Consider the following 24425-nt stretch of genomic DNA (forward strand, 5'->3'; position numbering starts at 1 on the left):
GCGCCGGCCGCGGTACGGTCCGGGCGTGTCGAGTCCTCACCCTGCCGCCCCGTCCGCGCCCGCGAGCTCCGAGCTGGTCGACCGCGTCGTCGCCGACCTCGTCGCCTGGGCGCCGGCCGACACCGGCCAGGCGGCACTGCGATCGCAGTACCTGGAGTTCGTGGCCGGCTCCGGGGCGGCTGCCGCGCGCCGCGACGGCGGACCCGAGCACCTCACGGCGAGCTGCTTCGTGTTCTCGCCGGACCGACGTCGCGTGCTCCTCGCGTTCCACCGGAAGGCGCGGTGCTGGCTGCAGCTGGGCGGGCATCTCGAGCCCGGCGACGCGTCCGGCCTCGACGCGGCGCTGCGCGAGGGCCGGGAGGAGGGCGGGATCGCGGACCTGACGCCGCTCGTCGCGCGACCGGCCGACCTGCACCGGCACACGCTGGTGGGAGCGTTCGGCGCGTGTCGGGTCCACTGGGACGTCGGCTACGCGGCCCTCGCGCCGGCCGACGCCGTGCCGCACGTCAGCGACGAGAGCGAGGACGTCGCGTGGTGGCCCCTCGACGACCTGCCGTCCGGTGTCCCCGCCGACCTGCCGCAGCGGATCAGGCTGATCCTGGCCGAGGTGGCCGTCTGACGAGGGCGGCGACCGTCACATGAACGGTCGAGCCGCCTCGAGGAACGCGCGAGGCTCGTCCGTGTAGAGCCGCACGGTCTCGACCTCGACGGTGCCCGCGCCCAGCTCCACCGGGATCGCGACGTCGAGGCGGAGCTCGATGTTCGTCTCGTGCTGCATCCGCAGGTGCAGCGTCCGGCCGCCGCCGTCGATGTCGTCCGTGACGCGAGGCGCCCGACCCTCGACCACGTCCTTGCGCACGGCGACGGAGTGGACGGAGTCCCACGGGATCGTCACATCGACCTCGGTGCCGTGGCGCACCGAGATGCCCGCCGGCCCGACGGCGTGAGGGCGCGTGAGGTAGGCGAGCCACAGCCCGGTCATCCACGTGAGGCCCCAGATCCCCACGGCGAGGAGCGGGATCCGGACCGGCGGCCACCGGTGCACGAGCAGGTCGACGACGACGACCTCGATCGCCGAGACCACGATGAACGCGATCAGGATCGGCTGCACGAGCCGGTGGTACGGGAACGCCGTCGACCCCTCCGGGACGCGTGGCCGCCGCAGCGCGAAACGGCCGAGGCTCCGCCAGATCCCGAGCTCCGCCCGCCACGCCCGGCGTGCGAGGTGACGCACCCGGTGCCAGGCCGTGCGACGCGGCGCCGTCGTCGTCGCGCTCACGTCGGCCGCCCGGCGTCGAACAGGCTCCGCAGCCGATCCGCGACCATCGCGAGGTCGCGCTCCAGGCGAGCGAGGTCGCCGGGATCGATCCCCGCCACGAGCTCGTCGGTGAGGATGCGGCGGTCGCGCTGCATCCCGGCGACCACCGTCTCTCCGCGGTCGGTGAGGGTGACCAGCGCGATCCGCCGGTCGGAGGGGTGCGGCCGGCGGGCCGCGTGCCCGGAGGCCTCGAGCGCGTCGACGAGGCCCGTCACGTTGCGCGGGCTGACGTCGAGCGCCGCAGCGAGCGCACGCTGCGGGAGGGGCCCCTCGGCCCCGAGCACCCACAGCAGATGGAGGCGTGCGGGGGTCAGCCCGTCGGCCTCGAACGTCCGGGCCATGTCGCGCTGGAAGAGGTAGGTGATCTCCAGGAGGCGGTCGAGCACGTCTGGCATGACGGTGAAGATACCGCATCATGAAGAGACTTCACGAATCTGGCCGGGCGAGCGCGGCGATCCCGTCCACGAGCACCCGCACGAGGGCGTCGAAGCTGCGGTCCAGATCCTGCGGGAGGCGCAGTCCGCCGCCCAGCTCGAGCAGCACGAAGCCGTGCACCGAGGCGCGAAGCACGCGGATGGCGTCGATCATGCGGTCCGGGGGGAGGTCGAACCCGCGCAGTGCCGCTGCCGCGAGATTCACCGCCTCCCGGGCGGCGTCGCGCAGCCCGGCGTCGGCCGGGTCGTCGGGGTCGGGTGCGACCTGGGTCGCCGCGTACCGGCCGGGGTGCTCATGGCCGAACGATCGCCACGCGTGCGCCAGGTGCTCGACGGCGTCCGGTCCGGAGCGGCCGATGGTCGCCTCGGCCATGGCGCGCGTGAGGTCCCGCACGGCGACGACGGCGACCCCGCGGCGCAGGTCCGCCAGCGACGCGACGTGCTTGTACAGGCTGGGCGTCGCGACGCCGGCCGCCGAGGCGACACGCGCGAGCGTGAGGTCGTCGAACCCGCGCGGGCCGCCGTCGTCGACCAGGCGGAGCGCGAGCGCGACGACGGCGTCGCGGGAGAGCCCCGCCCTAGGCACGGGCGCTGGGCAGGGCGGCGAGGTGGTCGAGCACGGCGGGCACGACGACGTCCGGGCGCTGGTGCTGCGGGTAGTGGCCGCACTCGTCGACGAGCTCGACGCGCGCACGCATCACGCTCCGGATCCAGTCGGCCTCCGCGGCCGGGTCCGGGTAGTCCGGATCCACGGCACCGAGGAGTGCAAGCGTGGGGGTGTCGACGTCGCCGAGGCGCGCGGTCACCGGGTCGTGGTCGAGCTGGAGCGCGAGGTTGCGCAGTGCGGCGAGGTGCCCCGGGCGGCGGAGCGCCGCACGGATCTCGGCCACGTGGGCGTCGAGCCGCGGCGACGTCCGGCCCGCGTTCAGCGAGCGGTAGAACCGCGCCCAGAACCCCGCGCCCCACCCGCCTGCCAGGGCGGCGCGGTACAGCAGGCGATTCATGGCTCGGCGGGTGCCGGACGCCTCCGGCTCGCGCAGGAACGGGCCGAGGAGCACGAGGCCGCGCACGGCGTCCGGGCGCTCAGCGGCTGCCCAGGCGGACGCCGCGGCGCCCATCGAGTTGCCGACGAGCACGGCCGGGCCCCCGAGGTGCTCGACGAGCGCGAGCACGTCCCACCCCGTCTCGACGTCGCCGTATGCCGGGAACGTCGTGTCGGAGTCGCCGTGGCCGCGCAGGTCGGTGACGGCGACGCGGTAGCCGGCGGCGACGAGAGCCGGGGCGAGATCGTCGTAGGCGGACCGGAGGTCGCCCATGCCGGGCACGGCCACCACGAGCGGCCCGGTCCCGGTGACGGTGTAGGCGATCCGGCCGCCCGGCCGGTCGAGGTACTGCAGTTGCTGTGTCATAGCGAGAAGGCTATGGCTATTAGCCATGATCGTCAACCCTCGACGTGCGGGAGGATGGGCGCCGTGAACTCCAGCAGGCCGGGGCGGCTCGGCGTCGGTGTGGTGGGAGCGGGACGCGTGGGCGCGGTGCTCGGGAACGCGCTGCGGGCGTCCGGGCACGCCGTCGTCGGCGCGAGCGGCGTGTCGGCCGCCTCGCGCGACCGGATCGAGATGCTCCTGCCCGGCGTGCCCGTCCTGGAGGTGCAGCAGGTCGTCGAGCGCAGCGAGCTCGTGCTCCTCGCCGTGCCGGACGACGCGCTCACCGAGCTCGTCTCCGGTCTCGCGGCGCTCGGCGCGTGGCAGCCGGGACAGCTCGTCGTGCACACGTCCGGCCGCTACGGCACGGCGGTGCTGGGCCCCGCCGCCGCGGTCGGGGCGATCCCGCTCGCGATCCATCCCGCGATGACGTTCACCGGCACCTCCCTCGATCTCACGCGGCTCGTCGGCTGCCCGTTCGCCGTCACCGCTCCGGGTCCGGTGCTGCCCATCGGGGAGGCGCTCGTCGTCGAGATCGGCGGCGAGCCGGTCGTCTTGCGGGAGTCGGCGCGCCCCACCTACCACGCGGCCCTCGCGCACGCCTCGAACCACCTCGTGACGCTCGTCGGGCAGGCGGAGCGGCTGCTCGCGGGCGCCGGCGTCGAGGATCCCGGGTACCTGCTCGCGCCGCTCGTGGGTGCGTCGCTGGACGGCGTGGTGCGTTCCGGGGAGGCGGCGCTCACGGGTCCCGTTTCGCGTGGCGACGTCGGCACGGTGGCGGCGCACCTCGAGGTGCTCGGCCGGCTCGCCGCCGAGGACCCCGGTCTCGTCGACGTCCCGCGGACCTACCGCGCCCTGGCGCGGGCCACCACGCAGCGGGCGCTCGTCGCGGGGCGCATCGGCGAGGGTGCGGCGCAGCAGCTCCTCGACGTGCTCGCCGACGACGGCGGGCGCCCCGCGGACGCCGTCGGCCCGCTGGCCGCGAGCGGGGCGAGCTCGACGGCGACGCGCGCGCCGGCGTCGCCCCGCGACCTGCCGGCTCCCGTCACGTCCGTCGCACGCACCACGGCCGAGCTCCGCGCGGCGCGCGCGGACATGCCGGGCGACGTCGCCGTCGTGATGACGATGGGTGCGCTGCACGACGGGCACGTCGCGCTGGTCCGGGCGGCGCGGCGCGAGGCGCGGCACGTCGTCGTCACCGTCTTCGTCAACCCGCTCCAGTTCGGCGACGCCGCGGACCTGGCGTCGTACCCCCGCACCCTGGACGACGACGTCGCCGCCCTGCGCGCGCTCGGCCCCGACGCCCCGGATCTCGTCTTCGCGCCGTCGGCCGACGAGATGTACCCGGGCGGGACGCCGCGGGTGACGGTCTCGGCCGGCCCGGTCGGCGCGGCGTACGAGGGCGCCTCACGCCCCGGGCACTTCGACGGGATGCTCACGGTCGTCCTCAAGCTGCTGCACCTCGTGCAGCCCGCGGTGGCGATGTTCGGCCAGAAGGACGCCCAGCAGCTCGCGCTCGTGCGGGCCATGGTGGGCGACCTCGACGTGCCGACCCGCGTCGTCGCCGTCCCCACGGTGCGCGAGGCGGACGGGCTCGCGCTGAGCAGCCGCAACGCGCGCCTGGACGCCGGGGCGCGGGACGCCGCGCTCGCCCTGTCCGCGGCGCTGCGGGCCGGGCGGGTGCGCGCCGAGGCCGGGGACGACGCCGGGGCGGTGCTCGCCGCGGCCCAGGACGTGCTCGATGGGGCCGACCCCCGCGTCGCTGTGGACTACCTCGCGCTCGTCGACCCGGCCCGCATGGTGCCCGTCGACGTCGACGCCACCGGGCAGGTGGTCCTGCTGGTTGCGGCGGTCGTCGACGGCGTCCGGCTCATCGACAACACCCCGCTCGAGCTGCACCCGTGAGCGCTCAGGGCAGCAGCCCGCTGCGGTAGCCCGCGGCGACGGCCGCCGCGCGGTCCGGCACGCCGAGCTTCGCGTACACGTGCAGCAGGTGCGTCTTCACCGTCGCCTCCGTCACACCCAGCAGCTGGGCGGCCTGCCGGTTCGTGCGACCGTCGGCGACCAGCCGCAGCACGTCGACCTCGCGCCCCGACAACGCGGCGGGCGCCGGCTGCTGGCGGGCCCGGACCCGGCTGACGAGCAGCCCGGCCACCGACGGCGCGAGGAACGTCTCGCCGTCTGCCACGGCCCGCACCGCACGGAAGAGCTCCTCGCGCGGGGCGTCCTTGAGCACGTAGCCGCGGGCGCCGGCGTCCAGCGCCGGCAGCACGTCGTCGGGCGTGTCGTACGTCGTGAGGACGAGGACCGCCACGCCGGGTGCGGACGCCGCGAGGTGGGTGATGAGGGAGACGCCACCACCGGGCATGCGCAGGTCGGTCACGACGAGATCGGGACTCGTCGCGGCGACGACGGCGAGCGCCTCGTCCGCGGACGCCGCCTCACCGACGACGTCGAGGTCGTCGGTCGTCGCGAGCTGCCCCCGGATGCCGTCGCGGACCACGGGATGGTCGTCGACGACCACGATCCGGATGCTCACCCCTGCGCTCCGCTCAGCCCGGCCGGGGCGCCGTCGTCGGCCGGCGCACCCTCGGCACGCGGCGACCCGGACCCGCCGCCGATCCCGGCCGCCTGCCGGGGCAGCCGCACGGTCACGGTGGTGCCCGCGCCCGGGGCGGAGACTACGTCGACCGTGCCGCCGAGCGCGGTCGCGCGCGCAGCGAGCGCTGTGAGGCCGTAGCCGCCGTCGGAGCTGCCCCGCGCCCCGGGTGCGAAGCCGACGCCGTCGTCGCGCACGCGCAGGACGACGACGCCGGGCGGGTACGTGAGCGAGACGCTCGCCGTGCCGGCCCGGGCGTGCCGTGCGACGTTGGCGAGGCACTCCGTCAGGGCCCGCAGGAGCGCGTGCTCCACGTCGGCGCCGAGGCGATCCGGCGGCTCGGCGAGCCGGACGTCGGCGGTCGCCGTCGACCGCTCCTGCCAGGCCGCGACGGCGCCCCGCACGGCTTCGAGGAACCGCCCCTCCGCGAGCGGGCCGGGTCGCAGGGCCGCGACGGACCGGCGTGCCTCGCGGAGGCTCTCGCGCGCCAGGTCGCGGGCCAGGCGCACCCGCCGGACCGAGGGGTGGGCGTCCCCGAGCTCCGCCTCCGCGGCCTCGAGCTGGGCGGTGACCCCGGCGAGGCCCTGGGCGAGCGTGTCGTGGATCTCGCCGGCGAGGCGAGCGCGTTCGGCCGCCACGCCCGCGTCGTGGGCCTCGCGCACGAGGTCCGCCTGGAGGGCGAGGTTGGCCTCGTGCGCCAGCTCGAGCTCGACCCGCAGCTCGCGCTCGCGCCGCTCCTGGCGCTCCGAGCTGCGGATCGTCCAGCCGATGACCGACGAGAGCCCGACGCTGCCGAGGAGGATCGCGAGGAACGGGCCGGAGAGATCCAGGCCGTCGCGGTCGGTGACGGTGAGGACGCCGGTCACCGCCGTCGCGGCGTACGCCCACCCGCCGGGGAGCACGACGAAGCACATCGCGAAGCACGAGAGGAGCACCGGGAAGAACACGAAGTCCTCGGTCTTCAGCCACCACGCCCCGGCCAGGAGGCCGACGAGGTAGACGGCCATGGGAAGGAACCGCGACTCGGGCCAGGCGGGATGGAGCACCACCCAGCCGACGTGCCAGACGACGACGGCGGCGCTCACCGCGAGCACCATGGGCGTCGCGACGCCGAGCACGAGGGCGACGGCGAGGCACGGCGCGAGCGCGAGCAGCGGGACGTACAGCCACACGAGGCTCGACCACTCGCGCCGCTGCGGCTCCTCGCCCGGTTGGTGCGCGACGTCCGCCTCGACCATGCACGTCACCTCCCTGCTCCGACCGGTGCGCTCGATCCTCCCACCGCCCGGCTCGGCGTGGCATAGCTGCGCCGCAGCAGGGTCTCCGCCGCTCCCCGCGACCCCCGGCGGGCGAGGACCACTGCGAGCACCACCGTCAGGCCCCAGCACGCCAAGGCGAGCGCGACGGACGCGGCCGGCCAGATGCGCGCACCGAGCCCGAGCGTCCACGCCGGAAGCAGCGCGACGAACACCACCGACTGCGCCAGGTAGCACGTGAGCGAGCGCTCCCCGGTCGCGGCGAGGGCGTGCGTGAGCCGGGACGCCCGCCCCCGACGACGCAGGCTGAACAGGGCGATCGCGGCGGCGTACCCGAGCCCGCCGAGCAGGCCGGTGGCGACGTGCAGGACGGAGACGAGCGTCGCCGTCGCGCCTGCCGGGTGCCACACCTCGGCCACCACGAGCGCGGCGGGCAGGCCGCCGACGAGCCCAGCCGCGATGCCACCGACAGCCCAGCCGCGCAGCAGCGGACGATGATCGGCGGGCCGATCGAGGATGCGTCGCCGGCCGGCCCAGAGGCCGATGAGCGCCGCCGGGACCACCCCGACCATGCCGACCGTGCCGATGAGCCACTCCGGCGCACGCCACGCCATCGCCTCGAGGGGGTCGGCGATCGCGACGGACCAGAACAGCGTGCGCTCTGCCGTCGGGCCCGGGTCCGCCATCGTGACGCCCTGGACGAACGGCGTGACGACCGCCGTCGCCACCGCCACCCGGAGCAGCACCTTGTCCGACGAGCGCAGGAACGCGACGAGCAGGAGGCTCACGAGGCCGTACGCCCCGAGCACGTCGCCGGAGAACAGCAGGAGCGCGTGCCCGGCGCCGAACACCAGCAGCGCCAGGCCGCGCCGGCGCACCCGGCGTCGCGCCTCGGCGTCACCCCCGGATCCCGCGGCGCTCGCGCGGGCGGCGATGCGCGCGACCCCGTAGCCGAACAGCGCCGCGAAGAGCGGGTAGGCGCGAGAGTCGACGGCGCCGACGACGACGCCGCTCGCCACGCGGTCCCACCACTCGGGCGAGAGCACGTGCTGGCGCATGCCGTACGGCCGGTCGTAGAGGTAGATCCCGACGTTCGCGACGGCGATGAGGGCGAGCATGACGCCGCGCGCGAGGTCGGGGGCGAGCGCACGGTCGGGTCGTGGTGCGGCACTCGTGTCGGTCGTGGCCCCGTCGGGGACTGTCATGTCGGCTCCCTCCGCCTGTGTCTCCCGACGCTACGAACGGTGCGCGACGCCGTCGTCGACCGGTCGACGGCGCCCGCCTCCGCCGATCGGTGGAGGCGGGGCGCGCCGTAGACTTCCCGGGTGAACGAGCAGCCCGACACCGCCGAGCAGCCCGACGTGCCCGAGCAGATGCGCGTCCGCCGCGAGAAGCGGGACCGCCTGCTCGCCCGCGGCATCGACCCGTACCCCGTGTCCGTGCCGCGCACGACGACGATCGCGCACGTGCGCGCGGCCCACCCTGACCTCGAGCCGGGGCAGGAGACGGACGACGTCGTCGGCGTCGCCGGGCGCGTGATGTTCCTGCGCAACACCGGCAAGCTGTGCTTCGTGACGATCGCCGACGGCGCGGGCACCACGCTCCAGGCGATGCTCTCGCAGGCGGAGGTCGGTGCGGAGAGCCTCGAGGCGTTCAAGGCGGACGTCGACCTCGGCGACCACCTGTTCGTGCACGGGCGCGTCATCTCCTCCCGCCGCGGCGAGCTCTCGGTCTTCGCCGACTCGTGGTCGATCGCCGCCAAGGCGTTGCGCCCCCTGCCGACCCTGCACGCCGGCACGAGCGAGGAGACGCGCGTCCGCCGGCGCTACCTCGACCTCATCGCGCGACCCGCGGCCCGCGACGTCGTGCGGGTGCGGGCCGAGGTCGTCCGTGCGTTGCGGGCCGCGTTCCACGAGCGCGACTTCGTCGAGGTCGAGACGCCGATGCTGCAGACCCAGCCCGGCGGTGCGGCGGCCCGGCCGTTCGTCACGCACATGAACGCCTACGACATCGACCTGTACCTGCGGATCGCCCCCGAGCTGTTCCTCAAGCAGGCGGTGGTCGGCGGCATCGACCGCGTCTTCGAGATCAACCGCAACTTCCGCAACGAGGGGGCGGACTCGAGCCACTCGCCGGAGTTCGCGATGCTCGAGGCGTACGAGGCGTACTCCGACTACGACGGCATGGCCCGGCTCACGCAGGAGCTCGTGCAGTCCTCGGCCCGCGCCGCTCTCGGTTCGACCACCGTGACGCTGGCGGACGGTGAGCAGTTCGACGTCGGTGGCGAGTGGCCGTCGATCTCGCTCTACGGCTCTCTCAGCGAGGCGCTCGGGCTCGAGGTCACGCCCGAGACCCCGCTGGACGAGCTGCTGCGGCTCGCGGAGAAGCACGAGCTGGAGATCGACCTCGCGACGGCGTCCCACGGCAAGGTGGTCGAGGAGATCTGGGAGCACCTGGTGCGCCCCTCGCTGCACACGCCGACGTTCGTGCGGGACTTCCCGCTCGACACCTCACCCCTGGTGCGCGCTCATCGCGACCGCGCCGGCGTCGTCGAGAAATGGGATCTCTACATCAGGGGCGTGGAGATCGCCACCGGTTACTCGGAACTCATCGATCCCGTCGAGCAGCGCGCTCGCTTCGAGGCCCAGGCGCTTCTCGCGGCCGCCGGCGATCCGGAGGCGATGCGCGTGGACGAGGAATTCCTGGAGGCGATGGAGCACGCGCTCCCGCCGCTCGGCGGAATGGGCATGGGAATTGACCGCCTGCTCATGGCCCTCACGGGGCTCGGGGTGCGCGAGACCATCCTCTTCCCCCTCGTGAAGCCCCGCGAGAGCTGACGGCGTAGGATCGACGCGTGGAGATTGTTGGTGCCCTGCTTCCGCCGATCGGCCTCGCGCTGCTGTTCACCGTCGTGATCCGCGCGCTCGTGCTCGCTGACCGGCGCGAACGTGTCGCCAGGCAGCGGGAGGACGCCGAGATCGCGCGGTCGGAGCGAGCCGCCAGGCGCGCGCCCGATGACGAGCACGCCTGACGCGCTGCGCCACCGCGAACCCCTTCCGGAATAGGAATAGCGCGCTGCGATTGACAGCGTCGACGATCGGCTGAAAGCATGGACGACGTACGTTCCGGCAATCGAACGATGGGGAGTCCTCATGGCCCAGAAGGTGAGCGTCCTGCTGGTCGACGACGTCGACGGCAGCGAGGCCTCGGAAACGGTGACGTTCGCTCTCGACGGCGTTTCCTACGAGATCGATCTCAACGACAAGAACGCGTCGAAGCTGCGTGACGCATTCGCGGAGTGGGTCGGTCACGCGCGCCGTTCCGGCGGCCGCCGCACGACCACGCGGGGCGCCGGGCGTCCCCGCTCGCGCGCCGGTGGGTCCGACGCCGCGGTGATCCGCGAGTGGGCGGTGGCGAACGGCTACCAGGTGAGCGATCGCGGTCGGATCTCCGCCGAGGTCCGCGAGGCGTACGACAAGGCGCACTGAGCGACCTCGGGAGGCGGCGTGCGCGCCGGCTCCCGCGCATGACCGGCCGTCGATCGAGGGGTGATCGGCGGCCGGTTCGCGTGCCAGGGTGTGGCCATGACCTCAGGCGCGACGCTCCGGCACCCACTCTGGCTCGGCACCTACCCGCCCGGAGGTGCCGGGGCGCCGGCCGGATCCGGTGAGGGCCTCTGGTTCCTCGGCGCCGCGGGCCCGGTGCAGGTGGCGCCGTCGCCGTCGCCGTCGTTCCTCGCCGCGCACCCGAGGGCCCCGCGCCTGTACGCCGTCGCCGAACAGGTCGACGGCGCCGTCGCGACGTTCGCGGTGACCGAGGACGGCGCCGCGACCCCCCTCGCGACAGTGCGCAGCGGGGGGACGGCGCCCTGCCACCTCGCCGTGCACCCGAGCGGGCGGTGGCTGTACGTCGCGAACTACGGCGACGGCGTCGCCAGCGCGATCGGTCTCGACGACGCCGGGAACCCGACGAGCGACGTCGTCCTCCTGCGGCACGACGGGAGCGGCCCGAACGCCGATCGTCAGGCCGGACCTCACGCGCACTCGTGCACGCTGTCGCCCGGAGGCACGCACCTGCTCGTCGCCGACCTCGGGACCGACCAGCTCCGCGCCTACCCGCTGGACGCCGAGGGCCGACCCGGCGCGCAACCGGTGCTGTCGGACCTGCCGCCCGGCACGGGACCCCGGCACGTCGCCGTCGACGGCGAGACGCTGTACGTCACGCTCGAGCTCAGCGACGAGGTGGCGGTGCTCGCGTGGGACGCCGCGACAGCGCGCGCGGACCTGCTCTCCCGCGTCCCGACCACCGCGCGGCGCCCGGGCTCGGGCGGACCGGCGAGCTTCCCGTCGCACCTGGAGCTCACGGTGCGCGACGACGGCACCGCGCTGCTCGACGTGGGCGTGCGCGGCGCCGACGTCATCAGCACGTTCGCCGTGCACCGCGACGACGTCCCGTCGCTCGACCTGATCGGCGAGTGCCCGACGGCGACCTGGCCGCGGCACTTCGTCGCCGTCCGGGAGGGAGCGGGTCGGGTCGTGGTCGCGGGCGAGCGCGCCCACCAGGTGGTGGTGCACGAGCGCGACACGACGGGCGTGCTGCGGCCCGCGACCGTGCGCCTGGACGTCCCGGCGCCGGCGTGCGTGGTTCCTCAGCGGGCGAGCAGCGTGGTCGAGAACGAGTAGCGCGACGCGCGGTAGGCGTGCGAGCCGTGCTCGACCACGCGGCCGCCGTCGTCGTACGCCGTGCGCTCCATCGTGAGGACGCACGTGCGGCCGGGCTCGCCGAGCAGGCGGGCCTCCTCGGCGTGCGCGAGCCGCGCACCGATCCGCTGCCGCGCGGTGTGCAGGCGCACGCCGCGGCGGCGCAGCGCGGCGTAGAGGCCGTCCCGCTCGAGCTCCTCGCGGGGCGGCGCCAGGTCGGCCGGGACGTGGTTGAGCAGCAGCGCCAGTGGGTCGCCGTCGGCCAGGCGCAGGCGGCGCAGGACGGCGACGGCGGTGCCGCGCGGCAGCGCGAGGGTGCGGCACAGGTCGTCGTCGCGGACGACGTCGTACGCGAGGACCCGCGTCTCGGGCGTGCGGTGCTCGGCGTCGAGGTCGTCCCACAGGGAGGTGAGCTCGACAGGGCGGGCGATCCGGCCGCTCGCGACGTGCGTGCCGGCGCCGCGGCGGCGGACGAGGAGGCCGTCCTCGACGAGCTCCGCGAGCGCGCGGCGCGCCGTGGGCCGGGAGATGCCCAGGCGCCGGGCCATCGCGACCTCGTTCTCCAGGCGGGTGCCGACGGCGACGTCCCCGGCGTGGATCGCGTCCGAGATCGCCGCGGCGACCTGCTCGTACAGAGGGGCGTCGACGGCGCGGTCGATCTCGACGTGCGGGACGTACTCGCCGCGGTCGGCGACGGCCTCGGCTTCAGGGGCGTGCTGGGCGTCCACGTCGCACCGCCTCGTCACGTCTGCTCGTCAGGCCCATCGCTGCGCCCGGCGTCGCCGGTGCGCGGCTGCGGCGGGGCCGCCGCGCGCCCATCATCGCCGAAATGTCCGGACATGCGCTAGCGGTCGTCGCGGCAGGAGTCCGTGAGGTGCGAGGTTCACGGCGAGACGCGAGGGCCCGGACAGCGGACCTCGGCGGGAACCTCGCACGTGGCGTCGGCAGGGAGGCGTCCACCATTTGTCCGAACATTTGCCAGTGCGACCGGCGTGAGGCACAGTGACCGGCGTGGAGCACGATGTCATCACGATGGGGCGCAGCGGCGTCGACCTCTACCCGCTGACGAGCGGTGTCGGGCTCGAGGACGTGACCACGTTCGGCAAGTTCCTCGGCGGCAGCGCGACCAACGTCGCGGTCGCGTCGGCCCGCCTGGGGCACCGCCCGGCCGTCATCACCGGGGTCGGCGATGACCCGTTCGGGAGGTATGTCCGCAGGACGATCCGCGAGCTCGGCGTCGACGACGCGATGGTCGTCGTCGACCCGACCCACCTGACGCCGATCACGTTCTGCGAGCTGTTCCCGCCGGACGACTTCCCCCTGTACTTCTACCGCCGGCCGAGCGCGCCGGACCTGCAGATCCGCCCCGAGCACCTCGACCTCGAGGCCATCGCTCGCGTCCAGCTGTTCTGGGGCACGGTCACGGGGCTCTCGGAGGAGCCCAGCCGGTCCGCGCACCTGGCCGCGTACGAGGCGAGGTCTGCGGGCGGGGCGCGCCGCGCGCACACCGTGCTGGATCTGGACTACCGGCCCATGTTCTGGGCGAGCCCCGAGGCCGCTCGCGAGCAGATCGCGAGGATCCTGCCGCACGTGACCGTCGCCGTCGGCAACCGGGAGGAGTGCGCCGTCGCCGTCGGCGAGAGCGACCCGGACGCCGCGGCCGAGGCGCTGCTCGACGCGGGCGCCGAGCTCGCCGTCGTCAAGCTCGGGCCTCGCGGCGTGCTGGCGGCCACGCGCGAGGAGCGGGTCGAGGTGCCACCGATGCCGGTCGAGGTCGTCAACGGGCTCGGGGCCGGCGACGCGTTCGGCGGCTCACTCGTCCACGGCCTCCTCACCGGCGCGCCGCTCGAGGCCACCATGGCCGCGGCGAGCGCGGCGGGGGCGATCGTTGCCGGTCGTCTCGAGTGCTCGACGGCGATGCCCACCCCGGGCGAGATCGACGCCGTCCTGGCGGCGGGAGCCGTGCGATGACGCGGCCGCGTGACCTGCCGGCGCTGCGATTCACGGACCCGGACGCCGTCCGCAGCTCGCTCGCCGCCCGCCCCCGGTTCGCGCCGCCCGCCGATCCCGGCGCGCGCGTGCTGCTGCTGGCCGCCGACCACCCGGCGCGCGGCGCGCTCGGCGCCGGCGCCGACCCCACCGCGATGGGCGACCGCTTCGAGCTGCTGAGGCGCCTCGTCGTCGCCCTCGGGCGGCCCGGCGTGACCGGGTTCGTCGGCACGGCCGACCTCGTCGAGGACCTCACGCTGCTCGGCGCGCTGGACGGCAAGCTCGTGCTCGGCTCGATGAACCGGGGCGGCCTGGCCGGCGCGAGCTTCGAGCTGGACGACCGGTTCACCGGCTACGACGCCGCGGGGATCGCCGCCGCCGGGCTCGACGGCGGCAAGATGCTGCTGCGCCTGGATCTCGACGACGCCGGCTCGCTCGCCACGCTCGAGGCGTCGGCCCGCGCGGTCGACGCCCTCGCCGCGCGGGACCTCGTCGCGCTCGTCGAGCCGTTCCTCGTCGGGCGCGGCGAGGGCGGGCTGCGCACCGACCTCGGCACGGACGCCGTCGTCCGCTCCGTGGCGATCGCGTCAGGGCTCGCGTCCACCACGCGTCGGACCTGGCTCAAGGTGCCGCTCGCCGCCGACATGGAACGCGTCGCGTCGGCCACCACGCTCCCGCTCCTCGTGCTCGGTGGGGAGGTCCCGGAGGACCTCGACGCGACCATGGAGTCGTGGCGTGCGGCGCTCGAGCTGCCGAGCGTGCGGGGCTTCGTGATCGGCCGCTCGCTGCTGTACCCGCCCGGCGGCGACGTCGCCGCGGCCGTCGACGAGGTGGTGGGGATGCTGTGACCGACCTTCACCTGCGTGCCGGCACGGCCGCTCGACCGGGCTGGCGCACGTGGATCGACCCCGCGCGCGCCGGCTGGGCGTACAGCGGCCTCGGCGTCACCGACCCGGCCGCGACGGACGTCGAGCTGCGCCTCGACGCCGACGAGGCGCTCGTGCTCCCGCTGAGCGGCGCCGCGACCGTACATGTGCACGACGGCGAGATGTACGAGCTCGTCGGTCGTCGCGACGTCTTCGCGGGGCCGAGCGACGCGCTCTACCTCCCGCGCGGGACGACGGCGCGTCTGACCGGTCACGTCGCCGTCGCCACCGCGCGCGTCGCCGACCTCGACGAGTCGGCGGGCCGCAGCGGCCCCGACCACTCCACGGACGGCGTCGCCTATCTCCCCGCGAGCGCCGTCGGCGTCGAGCTGCGCGGCGCCGGGCAGGCGTCGCGGCGCGTGCAGGACTACACGATCGACGCCGGCCCGGCCGCCGGCGTCCGGACCCGCCGCCTGCTCGTGTGCGAGGTCGTCACCCCCGGCGGCAACTGGTCCTCCTACCCGCCGCACAAGCACGACGCCCACGCCGAGGACGAGCGCGAGCTCGAGGAGATCTACGCGTTCGTCGTCGCAGACTCGCCCGCGGGCGAGCCCGGGCTCGCCTACCACCGCGTGTACGGAGACTCCCCGCCCATCGACCTGCTCGCAGAGGTACGGTCGGGGGACGTGGTCCTCGTGCCGCACGGCTATCACGGACCGTCGATGGCGGCGCCCGGGTACGACCTGTACTACCTCAACGTCATGGCCGGCCCCGTGGCCGACGGCCGGTGGCTCGCCGTCGACGACCCGACGCACGCGTGGGTGCGGAGGACGTGGGGCGACCAGGAGCCGGACCCGCGCGCACGGCTCGAGGAGGAGGTGCGATGACCAGCCCGGTCTCGGGCAGCGTCCGGCTCACCGTCGCCCAGGCGCTCGTCCGCTTCCTGTCGGTGCAGTACAGCGAGCGCGACGGCGTCCGGCAGCGCCTCGTTCCCGGGTGCTTCGGGATCTTCGGGCACGGGAACGTCGCCGGCGTCGGGCAGGCGCTGCTGCAGCACGCGCGCGAGTACGACGACGGCGCGGGCTCGGACGAGCCCGACGGTCTCGGCCGACCCACCGAGCCGCTCACGTACTACCTCGCGCGCAACGAGCAGGCGATGGTGCACGCCGCCGTCGGCTTCGCGCGCACGCGCCACCGCCTCCAGGCCATGGCGTGCGCGGCGTCGATCGGGCCCGGGTCCACGAACATGCTCACGGGCGCGGCGCTCGCGACGATCGACCGGATCCCGGTCCTGCTGCTGCCGTCGGACACGTTCGCCACCCGCATCCCGGACCCGGTGCTGCAGCAGCTCGAGGTGCCGTCCTCGCCCGACGTCTCCGTGAACGACGCGTTCCGCCCGCTCTCCCGGTACTGGGACCGGATCACGCGCCCCGAGCAGCTGATCGCGAGCCTGCCGGCCGCGATGCGGGTGCTCGCGGACCCGGCCGAGACCGGCGCCGTCACGCTCTGCCTGCCGCAGGACGTCCAGGCGGAGGCGCACCTCTGGCCGGTCGAGCTGTTCCGGGAGCGCACGTGGCACGTGGCCCGCGCGGTGCCGGAGCCGGCGGCGCTGGAGCGGGCCGCGGCCCTCGTCCGCTCCGCGCGCCGCCCGCTCGTCGTCGCCGGCGGCGGCGTGCGGTACTCGACGGCGTCCGGTGACCTCACCGCGTTCGCCGACGCCACCGGGATCCCGGTCGTCGACACGCAGGCGGGCAAGGGCGCGATCGCCTGGGACCACCCGCTCGCCGCCGGCGGCGTGGGAGCCACCGGCAACGCCGCCGCGAACGCGCTCGCCGCACAGGCCGACGTCGTCATCGGCGTCGGCACGCGGTACACCGACTTCACGACGGCGAGCCACACCGTGTTCGCCGACCCCGACGTGCGCTTCGTCAACCTCAACGTCGCCGCGTTCGACGCCGCGAAGCACTCCGCCGAGATGGTCGTGGCCGACGCGCGGGCCGGGCTGACCGCCCTGACCGCGGCGCTCGAGGGCTACCGCACGAGCGAGGAGTACCGCGCCGAGGTCGCCGAGCGGTCCTCCGCGTGGCACGAGGTCACCGAGGCCTGCTACCACGCCGACCACGGGCCGCTCCCGGCGCAGACCGAGGTGTTCGGGGTGCTCAACGAGCTCATGGGTCCCGACGACGTGCTCATCAACGCCGCCGGCTCGATGCCGGGGGACCTGCAGGCCCTGTGGCGGGCCTCGTCGCCGGAGCAGTACCACCTCGAGTACGGGTACTCGTGCATGGGGTACGAGATCCCCGCCGCTCTCGGCGTCAAGCTCGCCGCCCCCGAGCGCGAGGTCGTCGCCGTCGTCGGCGACGGCGGCTACCAGATGCTCCCGACCGAGCTCACGACGATCGTGTCGGAGGGGCTCAAGGTGGTGCTGGTGGTGCTGCAGAACCACGGCTTCGCCTCGATCGGTGCGCTGTCGGAGTCGGTCGGGTCGCAGCGGTTCGGCACGCGCTACCGGATGCGCGACGAGGCCTCGGGAGCTCTGGACGGCGGCGAGGTGCCGTTCGACGTCGCCGCCAACGCCGCGAGCCTCGGCGCGCGCGTCGTCGTCGCGGACGGGATCGGGGAGTTCCGGTCCGCCTTCTCGGACGCCGCCGCCGGCGACGTCACGACCGTCATCGTCATCGAGACGGACCTGACCGGCCCGAACCCGCCGTCGTCGGCGTGGTGGGACGTGCCCGTCAGCGAGGTCTCGACGCTCGAGAGCACGCGCGCCGCGTACTCCGAGTACGTGCGGTCCCGGGCGGCCCAACGGCCGTACCTGTGACCCACCCCGAGGGAGGAGCCCAGCCATGACCACCATCGGACACTGGATCGACGGCAAGCCGTACTCGCCCGCCGCCGAGAAGACGTCCCCCGTGTACGACCCCGCCCGCGGCGAGGTCGTCGCCCAGCTCGCCCACGCGACACCCGGGGAGGTCGACGAGGCCGTCGGCGCCGCGTCGCGTGCCTTCGAGGACTGGTCGCAGGTGTCGCTCGCGAAGCGCTCGTCGATCCTGTTCGGCTTCCGCGAGCTCCTCGTCGCCCACACCGACGAGCTGGCCCGGATCGTCAGCCGCGAGCACGGCAAGGTCATCTCCGACGCCAAGGGCGAGATCGGGCGCGGCCTCGAGGTCGTCGAGTTCGCCTCCGGCATCCCGCAGCTGCTCAAGGGCGAGTACTCGCCGCAGGCGGCCACCGGGATCGACGTGTACTCGTTCCGGCAGCCGCTCGGCGTCGCCGTGGGCATCACGCCGTTCAACTTCCCCGCCATGGTGCCGCTGTGGATGGCACCTCTCGCGATCGCGTGCGGCAACACGTTCGTGCTCAAGCCGTCCGAACGGGACCCGTCCGCCAGCCTGTTCCTGGCCCAGCTGTGGGCGGACGCCGGGCTGCCCGACGGCGTGTTCAACGTCGTCCAGGGCGACAAGGTCGCCGTCGACGCGCTGCTCACGCACGACGACGTCGCCGCCGTCTCGTTCGTGGGGTCGACGCCGATCGCTCGGTACATCCACGCGACCGCCACCGAGCACGGCAAGCGGGTCCAGGCGCTCGGCGGGGCGAAGAACCACGCGGTCGTGCTCGGCGACGCCGATCTCGACAACGCCGCGGAGAACCTCACCGCCGCCGCGTTCGGCGCGGCCGGGGAGCGGTGCATGGCGATCTCGGTGGCGGTGGTCGAGGACTCCGTCGCCGACGCGCTCGTGGAACGCCTCGCGACCAAGGCGCGGGCGGTCCGCGTGCGGCCCGGCTCGGACCCGGACGCGGACATGGGTCCTGTCATCACGCCGGCGGCGAAGGAGCGCATCGAGCGGCTCATCGGCTCTGCCGAGGACGACGGCGCCACGCTCGTCGTCGACGGGCGCGGGCACGTGGTCGACGGGCACGAGGACGGGTTCTTCGTCGGCCCGACGGTCATCGACCACGTCCAGCCCGAGCACGAGGCGTACCGCGAGGAGATCTTCGGGCCCGTCATCGACGTCGTCCGCGTGACCGGCCTCGAGGAGGCGGTCGACGTCATCAACACCAACCCGTACGGGAACGGCACGGCGATCTTCACGAGCTCCGGCGAGGCGGCGCGCACGTTCCAGCGGGACGTGACGGTCGGCATGATCGGCATCAACGTGCCGATCCCCGTGCCCGTGGCCTACCACTCGTTCGGCGGCTGGAAGGACTCGCTGTTCGGGTCCAGCCACATCTACGGCCCCGAGGGCGTCGCCTTCTACACCCAGGCCAAGGTCGTGACGCAGCGCTGGCCCCGCACCCGTGAGCTCGCCGACCGCGCGTCGTTCCACTTCTCCGGCGACTCCACGAAGTAGCGACCACCGATCACCCGTCAGCGAAGGAGCACCACGTGACCCGACCGCCGCTCAGCTCGCCGCCGCCCGGGGAGGCGGGGACGCCGTCGTCCACGGGGCGGGATCTCGCCCACCGTGCGGACCTGTCCACGAACACCGACCCGCGGTACTCCCGGCTGACGCTCGGCGTGTGCCCGGACCAGTGGGGGGTCTGGTTCCCGGACGACGAGCAGCAGATCCCCTGGGAGCGGGCGCTGGACGAGATGGCCGAGGCGGGCTTCTCCGTGATGGAGACCGGCCCGTTCGGGTACTTCCCGACGGACCCGGACCGGCTGGCGGCGGAGATGGCGGCGCGAGGGTTCCGGGTCGTGGCCGGGACGGGGTGGGGGATCCTGCACCAGGCCGACGCCTGGCCCCAGACGGAGGAGCGCTTCCGGGCGATCGCTGCGACGCACGCAGCCGTCGGCGCCGAGTACCTCGTGCACCTGCCGCCCCTGTTCCGGGACGACAAGACGGGCGAGATGATCGACGAGCGGGAGCTCTCGCCGTCGGCGTGGGCGCTGTACGTCGAGAACGCGAACCGGCTCGGGCGCCTGCTGCTGGACGACTACGGGCTGCGGATGGTGTTGCACCCGCACGGCGACAGCCACATCGAGACGCCCGAGGAGATCGCGCGCATCTTCGACGCGACGGACCCCGCGTACGTCAACTTCTGCCTGGACACCGGTCACGTCATCTACGGGCAGGGCGACCCGATCGGGATGATCTCGGAGTATCCGGAGCGCATCGCGTACGTGCACATCAAGGCGTTCGACCCGGAGCTCGTGCGCCAGGCGCACTCCGAGGACTGGCCGTTCGGGGAGGCCGTCGCGCGCGGCGTCTCGGTGGCGCCGCCGGCGGGCGAGCCGGACATGCGGGCTCTCGTCTCGGCGCTCGCGGGCCTCGACAAGGACCTGTACGTCATCACGGAGCAGGACCTCTACCCGGTCGAGGCGTCCGTGCCGCTGCCGAACGCGATCGCCACCCGCCGGTTCCTCGCCGAGTGCGGCCTCGGTCTGCCCGGGCCGACGGCATGACCGTCCGCATCGGCGTCGTCGGGCCCGGGGGGATGGGCCGGGCGCACATCGACCGGATCACGGGTGAGCTGGCGGGCGGCGCCGTCGTCGCCGTCCACGACATCGACGAGGTCAACGCGCGCCGCGTGGCGGAACCGATCGGGGCGAAGGTGTTCGGCAGCGCGACGGAGCTGGTGGCCTCGGACGCCGTCGACGCCGTGCTCGTGGCCAGCGACGGGACGGCGCACCTCGAGCCGGTGCTCGCCGCCGTCGCCGCGGGCAAGCCCGTGCTGTGCGAGAAGCCGCTCGCGCCGACCGCGGCGGAGTGCGAGCAGGTGATGGCCGCGGAGGTGGCTGCCGGACGACGGCTCGTGACCATCGGCTTCATGCGGCGCTTCGACGCGTCGTACCTGGCGATGAAGGCGGTGCTCGACGGCGGCGAGCTGGGTGAGGCGCTGCTCGTGCACTGCCGGCACCGCAACCCGTCCGCGCGCGAGGCGTACCGGGCGACGATGGCGATCACCGACACCGCGATCCACGAGATCGACGCGATGCGCTGGCTGCTGGGGGAGGAGATCGCCAGGGTCCGCGTCGACGTCGGGAAGAGCACGCGGAACCGCTTCGGCCACCAGATCGACCCGCTGACGCTGCTGCTCGAGACGATCTCCGGGGTGCGGGTCGACGTCGAGGTCTTCGTCAACGCCCGGTACGGGTACGACGTGCAGTGCGAGCTCGTGCTCGAGACCGGTGTCGTGTCGCTGGGCGACCAGTCGGTCGTGTCGCGGCGCGACGCGTCAGGCGCCCGGCACCGCATCACGTCCGACCACAACGACCGGTTCCACGCCGCGTTCAACGCCGAGGTGCAGCACTGGATCTCCGCCGTCGCGGCGGGTGGTGGCGCCGCCGGTGACGGCGCGGGTGGTGCGGCGTCGGCGTCGGCCTCGACGGCGTGGGACGGGTACGCGGCCGCCGTCGTCTGCGACGCCGGCGTGCGCTCCCTGGCCGCGGTGCTCGGCGGCGAGGACGACGGCGCCGGCCGCGTGGACGCCGGCGGTTGGGTCCCGGTGTCCCTCGCCCAGCGCCCCGCCCTCTACGCCTGATCCGACGTCCGCTGATTCAGACCCGAGCGGTCGACTCAGACCCTCCGGAGGGTCTGAGTCGACCGCTCGGGTCTGAATCAGCGAGGCGTCGCGACGTCGATCGACGTGAGGGTCGCGTCGCGGACACCGAGGAGCGTCGCCGTGGCGGTGCGCCACAATGGGCGGCATGACCTACACCCTGGTGCTGCTCCGCCACGGCGAGAGCGAGTGGAACGCGAAGAACCTCTTCACCGGCTGGGTGGACGTGCCGCTGTCGGAGAAGGGCACCGCCGAGGCGATCCGCGGTGGACAGCTCCTCGTCGAGGCGGGCGTGCTGCCCGACGTCGTCCACACCTCCCTGCTGCGTCGTGCGATCTCGACGGCGAACCTCGCCCTCGACGCCGCCGACCGGCACTGGATCCCAGTGCACCGCTCGTGGCGCCTCAACGAGCGGCACTACGGAGCGCTGCAGGGCAAGGACAAGAGGCAGATCCGCGACGAGTTCGGCGAGGAGCAGTTCATGACCTGGCGCCGCTCGTACGACGTGCCGCCGCCGGAGATCGAGCTCGGCTCCCAGTTCTCGCAGGACGGCGACCCGCGCTACGCGGGCGAGCCGATCCCGCGCACCGAGGCGCTGAAGAACGTGCTCGAACGGGCGCTGCCGTACTGGAACTCGGAGATCACGCCCGACCTCGCCGAGGGCAAGACCGTGCTGGTCGCCGCTCACGGCAACTCGCTGCGCGCGATCGTCAAGCACCTCGACGGCGTCGACGACGCCACGATCGCCGGGCTCAACATCCCGACGGGCATCCCGCTCGTGTACGAGCTCGACGACAACTTCGAGCCGGTCACCACGGGCGGTCGCTACCTCGACCCGGCCGCGGCCGCGGAGGCGATCGCGGCGGTCGCGAACCAGGGGAAGTAGCCCCTCACCCGCGACGGGTGAACTTTCGGCGATCCCTGCCAGGATGTCTGTCCCCGGCGACCCCCTCGGGCTAGCGTGACGACGACGTCACGCATGCCCGAGAGGATCGGTGGGTCAGGTGTCCGAGGAGTTCTCTGGAGTCATCAAGCTCGACGTGCGGGACTCCGTCCCCGACTGGTCGCCGTACGAGCTGAAGCGCGCCCCGGAGGGCGCGCCGAACGTGCTCGTCATCCTGTACGACGACACCGGTATGGCCTCGTGGTCGCCGTACGGCGGCCGCATCAGCATGCCGACGCTCGACCGTCTCGCCGCGAACGGGTTGACGTACACGCAGTGGCACACGACGGCGCTGTGCTCGCCGACGCGGTCGACGTTCCTGACCGGACGCAACCACAACGCCAACGGCATGGGCTCGATCATGGAGACCACGAACGGCTTCCCGGGATATGCGGGCCGCATCCCCGAGGAGTGCGCCACGGTCGGCCAGGTCCTGCAGCAGAACGGCTACTCGACGTTCTGGGTGGGCAAGAACCACAACGTGCCGGAGGAGGACGTCTCGTCCGGCGGGAGCAAGTCGCAGTGGCCGCTGGCCATGGGCTTCGACCGGTTCTACGGCTTCCTCGGCGGCGAGACGAACAACTGGTACCCCGACCTCGTCGAGGACAACCGGTTCGTGGAGCCGCCGTACACGCCGGACGAGGGCTACCACCTCTCGAAGGATCTGGCCGACCAGGCGATCCGGATGATCCGTGACCAGAACTCCTCGAACCCGTCGAAGCCCTGGTACACGTGGTTCTGCCCGGGCGCGAACCACGCACCGCACCATGCGCCGCAGGAGTACATCGAGAAGTACAGGGGCGCGTTCGACGACGGCTACGACGCCTACCGCACGTGGGTGCTCGACCGGATGGTCGAACGCGGCGTCCTGCCATCGGGCACGGCGCTCACGCCGTTCAACCCGATGCCGGAGGACCAGGCCAACCCGGCCGACTACGTCAAGCCGTGGGACTCCCTCTCCGATGACGAGAGGCGCCTGTTCTCCCACATGGCCGAGGTGTTCGCCGGTTTCAGCGAGTACACGGACGCGCAGGTCGGCCGCATCGTCGACTACCTCGAGGAGACGGGCCAGCTCGAGAACACGCTGATCTTCTACTGCGCCGACAACGGCGCGTCCGGGGAGGGTTCCCCCGACGGCTCGGTCAACGAGAACAAGTTCTTCAACGGCTACCCGGACGACCTCGCCGAGAACCTCGCGAAGATCGACGTGCTCGGCTCGCCCGAGACGTACAACCACTACCCGACGGGGTGGGCGGCGGCGTTCTCGACGCCGTTCCAGATGTTCAAGCGCTACTCGCAGTTCTCAGGCGGCACCTGCGACCCGATGATCGTCCACTGGCCGGCCGGCATCAGGGCCAAGGGCGAGATCCGGCACCAGTACCACCACTCGACCGACATCGTCGCCACGGTCCTCGACGTCGTCGGCATCGAGATGCCCGCCGAGTTCCGGGGCGTGACGCAGCGCCCGCTGGACGGTGTGTCGATGAAGTACAGCTTCGACGCCGAGCCGGACGGTCCGACGGAGAAGACCGTTCAGTACTACTCGATGCTCGGCACACGCGGCATCTGGAAGGACGGATGGAAGGCCTCCGCCATCCACGCACCGCTCACCGGGCACGGCCACTTCGACGACGACCGCTGGGAGCTGTACCACGTCGACGTCGATCGATCGGAATCGAAGGACCTCGCCGCGGAGCATCCCGAGAAGCTGCAGGAGCTCATCGCCGTCTGGTCCGAGGAGGCCGAGAGGAACCACGTCCTGCCGCTCGACGACCGTGCCGCGCTCGAGATCGTCACGATCGAACGACCACAGGCTGAGCCTCCCCGAACCCGATACGTCTACTACCCGGACACGGCGGCCGTGCCCGAGAGCGTGGCGGTCAACGTCCGAGGCCGCTCGTTCAAGATCATCGCGGACGTGGTTCTCGACGAGGGGGCGCAGGGCGTGCTGTTCGCGCACGGGTCCCGGTTCGGAGGGCACGCGCTGTTCCTCAAGGACGACCGGCTGCACTACGTGTCCAATTTCCTCGGCATCCCGCCGGAGCAGATGTTCGCGTCGGAGCCTCTCGCTGCGGGACCGCACACGCTCGGGATGGAGTTCATCCGCGAGAGCGCCGGGGAGCACGGCGAATCCATCGGCACGTGCACGCTCTACGTCGACGACCAGGTCGTCGCGGAGGGCCCGATGCGGGCGCAGGTCGGAAAGTTCACGCTGTGCGGCGACGGGCTGTGCGTCGGCTACGACAGCGCCGACGCCGTCAGCGGCCAGTACACGAACCCGTTCCCGTTCACCGGCGGCAAGCTGCTCGGCGTCGGCATCGACGTGAGCGAGGAGCAGTACCTCGACCTCGAGCTCGAGGCGGCGGCAGTCCTCGCGCGCGAGTAGGAAGGA

General features: G+C 73.6%; 22 protein-coding genes and 2 pseudogenes. 16 read left to right on the forward strand and 8 right to left on the reverse strand.

Translation table 11 applies throughout. The features are described 5' to 3' along the window. Positions 1-25 precede the first annotated feature (25 nt). Positions 26-619: an NUDIX hydrolase gene (locus tag BCAV_RS03575; protein ID WP_012725752.1), complete on the forward strand. Its 594-nt coding sequence runs from the start codon at positions 26-28 to the stop codon at positions 617-619. 15 nt (positions 620-634) lie between these two features. On the opposite strand, the gene BCAV_RS03580 is transcribed toward BCAV_RS03575, so the two are convergent. Genes BCAV_RS03580 through BCAV_RS03595 form a run of 4 tightly spaced genes read right to left on the reverse strand, consistent with a single transcriptional unit; the run spans position 635 to position 3161 of the window. Next, entirely contained in the window at positions 635-1279 is a 645-nt protein-coding gene (locus tag BCAV_RS03580) for a hypothetical protein (protein WP_012725753.1), read from the reverse strand. Next, positions 1276-1713, reverse strand: coding sequence for a MarR family winged helix-turn-helix transcriptional regulator (locus BCAV_RS21375; protein ID WP_012725754.1), 438 nt, complete (start codon positions 1711-1713; stop codon positions 1276-1278). Before BCAV_RS21375 ends, BCAV_RS03580 begins: the two co-directional genes overlap by 4 nt. A gap of 31 nt (positions 1714-1744) precedes the next feature. After that, positions 1745-2338 carry a TetR/AcrR family transcriptional regulator gene (locus BCAV_RS03590; RefSeq protein WP_012725755.1) on the reverse strand — a complete coding sequence of 198 codons (594 nt, stop codon included), beginning with the start codon at positions 2336-2338 and terminating at the stop codon, positions 1745-1747. Continuing rightward, complete coding sequence (locus BCAV_RS03595) at positions 2331-3161, reverse strand: alpha/beta fold hydrolase (protein ID WP_043346516.1); 831 nt, start codon at positions 3159-3161, stop codon at positions 2331-2333. Before BCAV_RS03595 ends, BCAV_RS03590 begins: the two co-directional genes overlap by 8 nt. 54 nt (positions 3162-3215) lie before the next feature. On the opposite strand from BCAV_RS03595, the pseudogene BCAV_RS23135 reads away from it, so the two are divergent. After that, positions 3216-4133 (forward strand): annotated as a pseudogene (locus BCAV_RS23135) (Rossmann-like and DUF2520 domain-containing protein); the annotation flags it as partial. 108 nt (positions 4134-4241) lie between these two features. After that, positions 4242-5081, forward strand: a pseudogene (gene panC, locus BCAV_RS23140) (pantoate--beta-alanine ligase); the annotation flags it as partial. 4 nt (positions 5082-5085) lie between these two features. Here panC and BCAV_RS03605 read toward each other — a convergent pair. From BCAV_RS03605 to BCAV_RS03615, 3 genes are read right to left on the reverse strand one after another with little or no spacing between them, the layout of a single operon-like run. Next, positions 5086-5715, reverse strand: coding sequence for a response regulator (locus BCAV_RS03605; protein ID WP_012725758.1), 630 nt, complete (start codon positions 5713-5715; stop codon positions 5086-5088). Beyond that, complete coding sequence (locus tag BCAV_RS03610; RefSeq protein ID WP_012725759.1) at positions 5712-7013, reverse strand: sensor histidine kinase; 1302 nt, start codon at positions 7011-7013, stop codon at positions 5712-5714. The genes BCAV_RS03605 and BCAV_RS03610 overlap by 4 nt, the downstream gene beginning before the upstream one ends. Before the next feature lie 5 nt (positions 7014-7018). Next, positions 7019-8236 (reverse strand): DUF418 domain-containing protein, encoded by a 1218-nt coding sequence (locus tag BCAV_RS03615; protein ID WP_012725760.1) that lies wholly within the window; start codon positions 8234-8236, stop codon positions 7019-7021. Between the two features lie 168 nt (positions 8237-8404). Between BCAV_RS03615 and lysS the strand changes: the two genes are divergently transcribed. From lysS to BCAV_RS03630, 4 genes are all read left to right on the forward strand, one after another. After that, on the forward strand, positions 8405-9868 hold the full coding sequence (gene lysS, locus BCAV_RS03620; RefSeq protein ID WP_043348370.1) for a lysine--tRNA ligase: 1464 nt from the start codon (positions 8405-8407) through the stop codon (positions 9866-9868). A gap of 17 nt (positions 9869-9885) precedes the next feature. After that, the gene (locus BCAV_RS22880) at positions 9886-10062 is read left to right on the forward strand and encodes a hypothetical protein (RefSeq protein WP_012725762.1); all 177 of its coding nucleotides are present in this window, start codon (positions 9886-9888) and stop codon (positions 10060-10062) included. A gap of 121 nt (positions 10063-10183) precedes the next feature. Beyond that, a complete protein-coding gene (locus tag BCAV_RS03625; protein WP_012725763.1) occupies positions 10184-10519 on the forward strand; it encodes a histone-like nucleoid-structuring protein Lsr2 in 336 nt (111 codons plus the stop codon). A gap of 96 nt (positions 10520-10615) precedes the next feature. After that, positions 10616-11713: a lactonase family protein gene (locus BCAV_RS03630; protein WP_012725764.1), complete on the forward strand. Its 1098-nt coding sequence runs from the start codon at positions 10616-10618 to the stop codon at positions 11711-11713. Here BCAV_RS03630 and BCAV_RS03635 read toward each other — a convergent pair. Continuing rightward, positions 11680-12459 (reverse strand): GntR family transcriptional regulator, encoded by a 780-nt coding sequence (locus tag BCAV_RS03635; protein ID WP_012725765.1) that lies wholly within the window; start codon positions 12457-12459, stop codon positions 11680-11682. The two genes, BCAV_RS03630 and BCAV_RS03635, sit on opposite strands and share 34 nt — an antisense overlap. 304 nt (positions 12460-12763) lie before the next feature. On the opposite strand from BCAV_RS03635, the gene iolC reads away from it, so the two are divergent. The 9 genes from iolC (at position 12764) to BCAV_RS03680 (ending at position 24419) form a co-directional block, all read left to right on the forward strand. Next, on the forward strand, positions 12764-13702 hold the full coding sequence (iolC, locus tag BCAV_RS03640) for a 5-dehydro-2-deoxygluconokinase (RefSeq protein ID WP_187292869.1): 939 nt from the start codon (positions 12764-12766) through the stop codon (positions 13700-13702). Beyond that, positions 13699-14568 carry a Cgl0159 family (beta/alpha)8-fold protein gene (locus BCAV_RS03645; protein ID WP_012725767.1) on the forward strand — a complete coding sequence of 290 codons (870 nt, stop codon included), beginning with the start codon at positions 13699-13701 and terminating at the stop codon, positions 14566-14568. The genes iolC and BCAV_RS03645 overlap by 4 nt, the downstream gene beginning before the upstream one ends. Then, positions 14565-15473, forward strand: coding sequence for a 5-deoxy-glucuronate isomerase (gene iolB / locus BCAV_RS03650; RefSeq protein WP_012725768.1), 909 nt, complete (start codon positions 14565-14567; stop codon positions 15471-15473). Before BCAV_RS03645 ends, iolB begins: the two co-directional genes overlap by 4 nt. After that, entirely contained in the window at positions 15470-17407 is a 1938-nt protein-coding gene (gene iolD / locus BCAV_RS03655) for a 3D-(3,5/4)-trihydroxycyclohexane-1,2-dione acylhydrolase (decyclizing) (RefSeq protein ID WP_012725769.1), read from the forward strand. Before iolB ends, iolD begins: the two co-directional genes overlap by 4 nt. A gap of 25 nt (positions 17408-17432) precedes the next feature. Next, a complete protein-coding gene (locus BCAV_RS03660) occupies positions 17433-18938 on the forward strand; it encodes a CoA-acylating methylmalonate-semialdehyde dehydrogenase (protein WP_012725770.1) in 1506 nt (501 codons plus the stop codon). A 167-nt stretch (positions 18939-19105) separates the two neighbouring features. Further along, positions 19106-19993: a TIM barrel protein gene (locus BCAV_RS03665; protein WP_012725771.1), complete on the forward strand. Its 888-nt coding sequence runs from the start codon at positions 19106-19108 to the stop codon at positions 19991-19993. Further along, positions 19990-21072 carry a Gfo/Idh/MocA family protein gene (locus BCAV_RS03670; protein WP_012725772.1) on the forward strand — a complete coding sequence of 361 codons (1083 nt, stop codon included), beginning with the start codon at positions 19990-19992 and terminating at the stop codon, positions 21070-21072. Before BCAV_RS03665 ends, BCAV_RS03670 begins: the two co-directional genes overlap by 4 nt. 166 nt (positions 21073-21238) lie before the next feature. Further along, positions 21239-21976, forward strand: a complete 738-nt coding sequence (locus BCAV_RS03675) for a phosphoglyceromutase (RefSeq protein WP_043348383.1) — start codon at positions 21239-21241, stop codon at positions 21974-21976. A gap of 118 nt (positions 21977-22094) precedes the next feature. Beyond that, a complete protein-coding gene (locus tag BCAV_RS03680) occupies positions 22095-24419 on the forward strand; it encodes an arylsulfatase (protein ID WP_043346520.1) in 2325 nt (774 codons plus the stop codon). The last annotated feature ends 6 nt before the right edge of the window (positions 24420-24425 follow it).

Source organism: Beutenbergia cavernae DSM 12333, from assembly GCF_000023105.1.
Taxonomy (GTDB): domain Bacteria; phylum Actinomycetota; class Actinomycetes; order Actinomycetales; family Beutenbergiaceae; genus Beutenbergia; species Beutenbergia cavernae.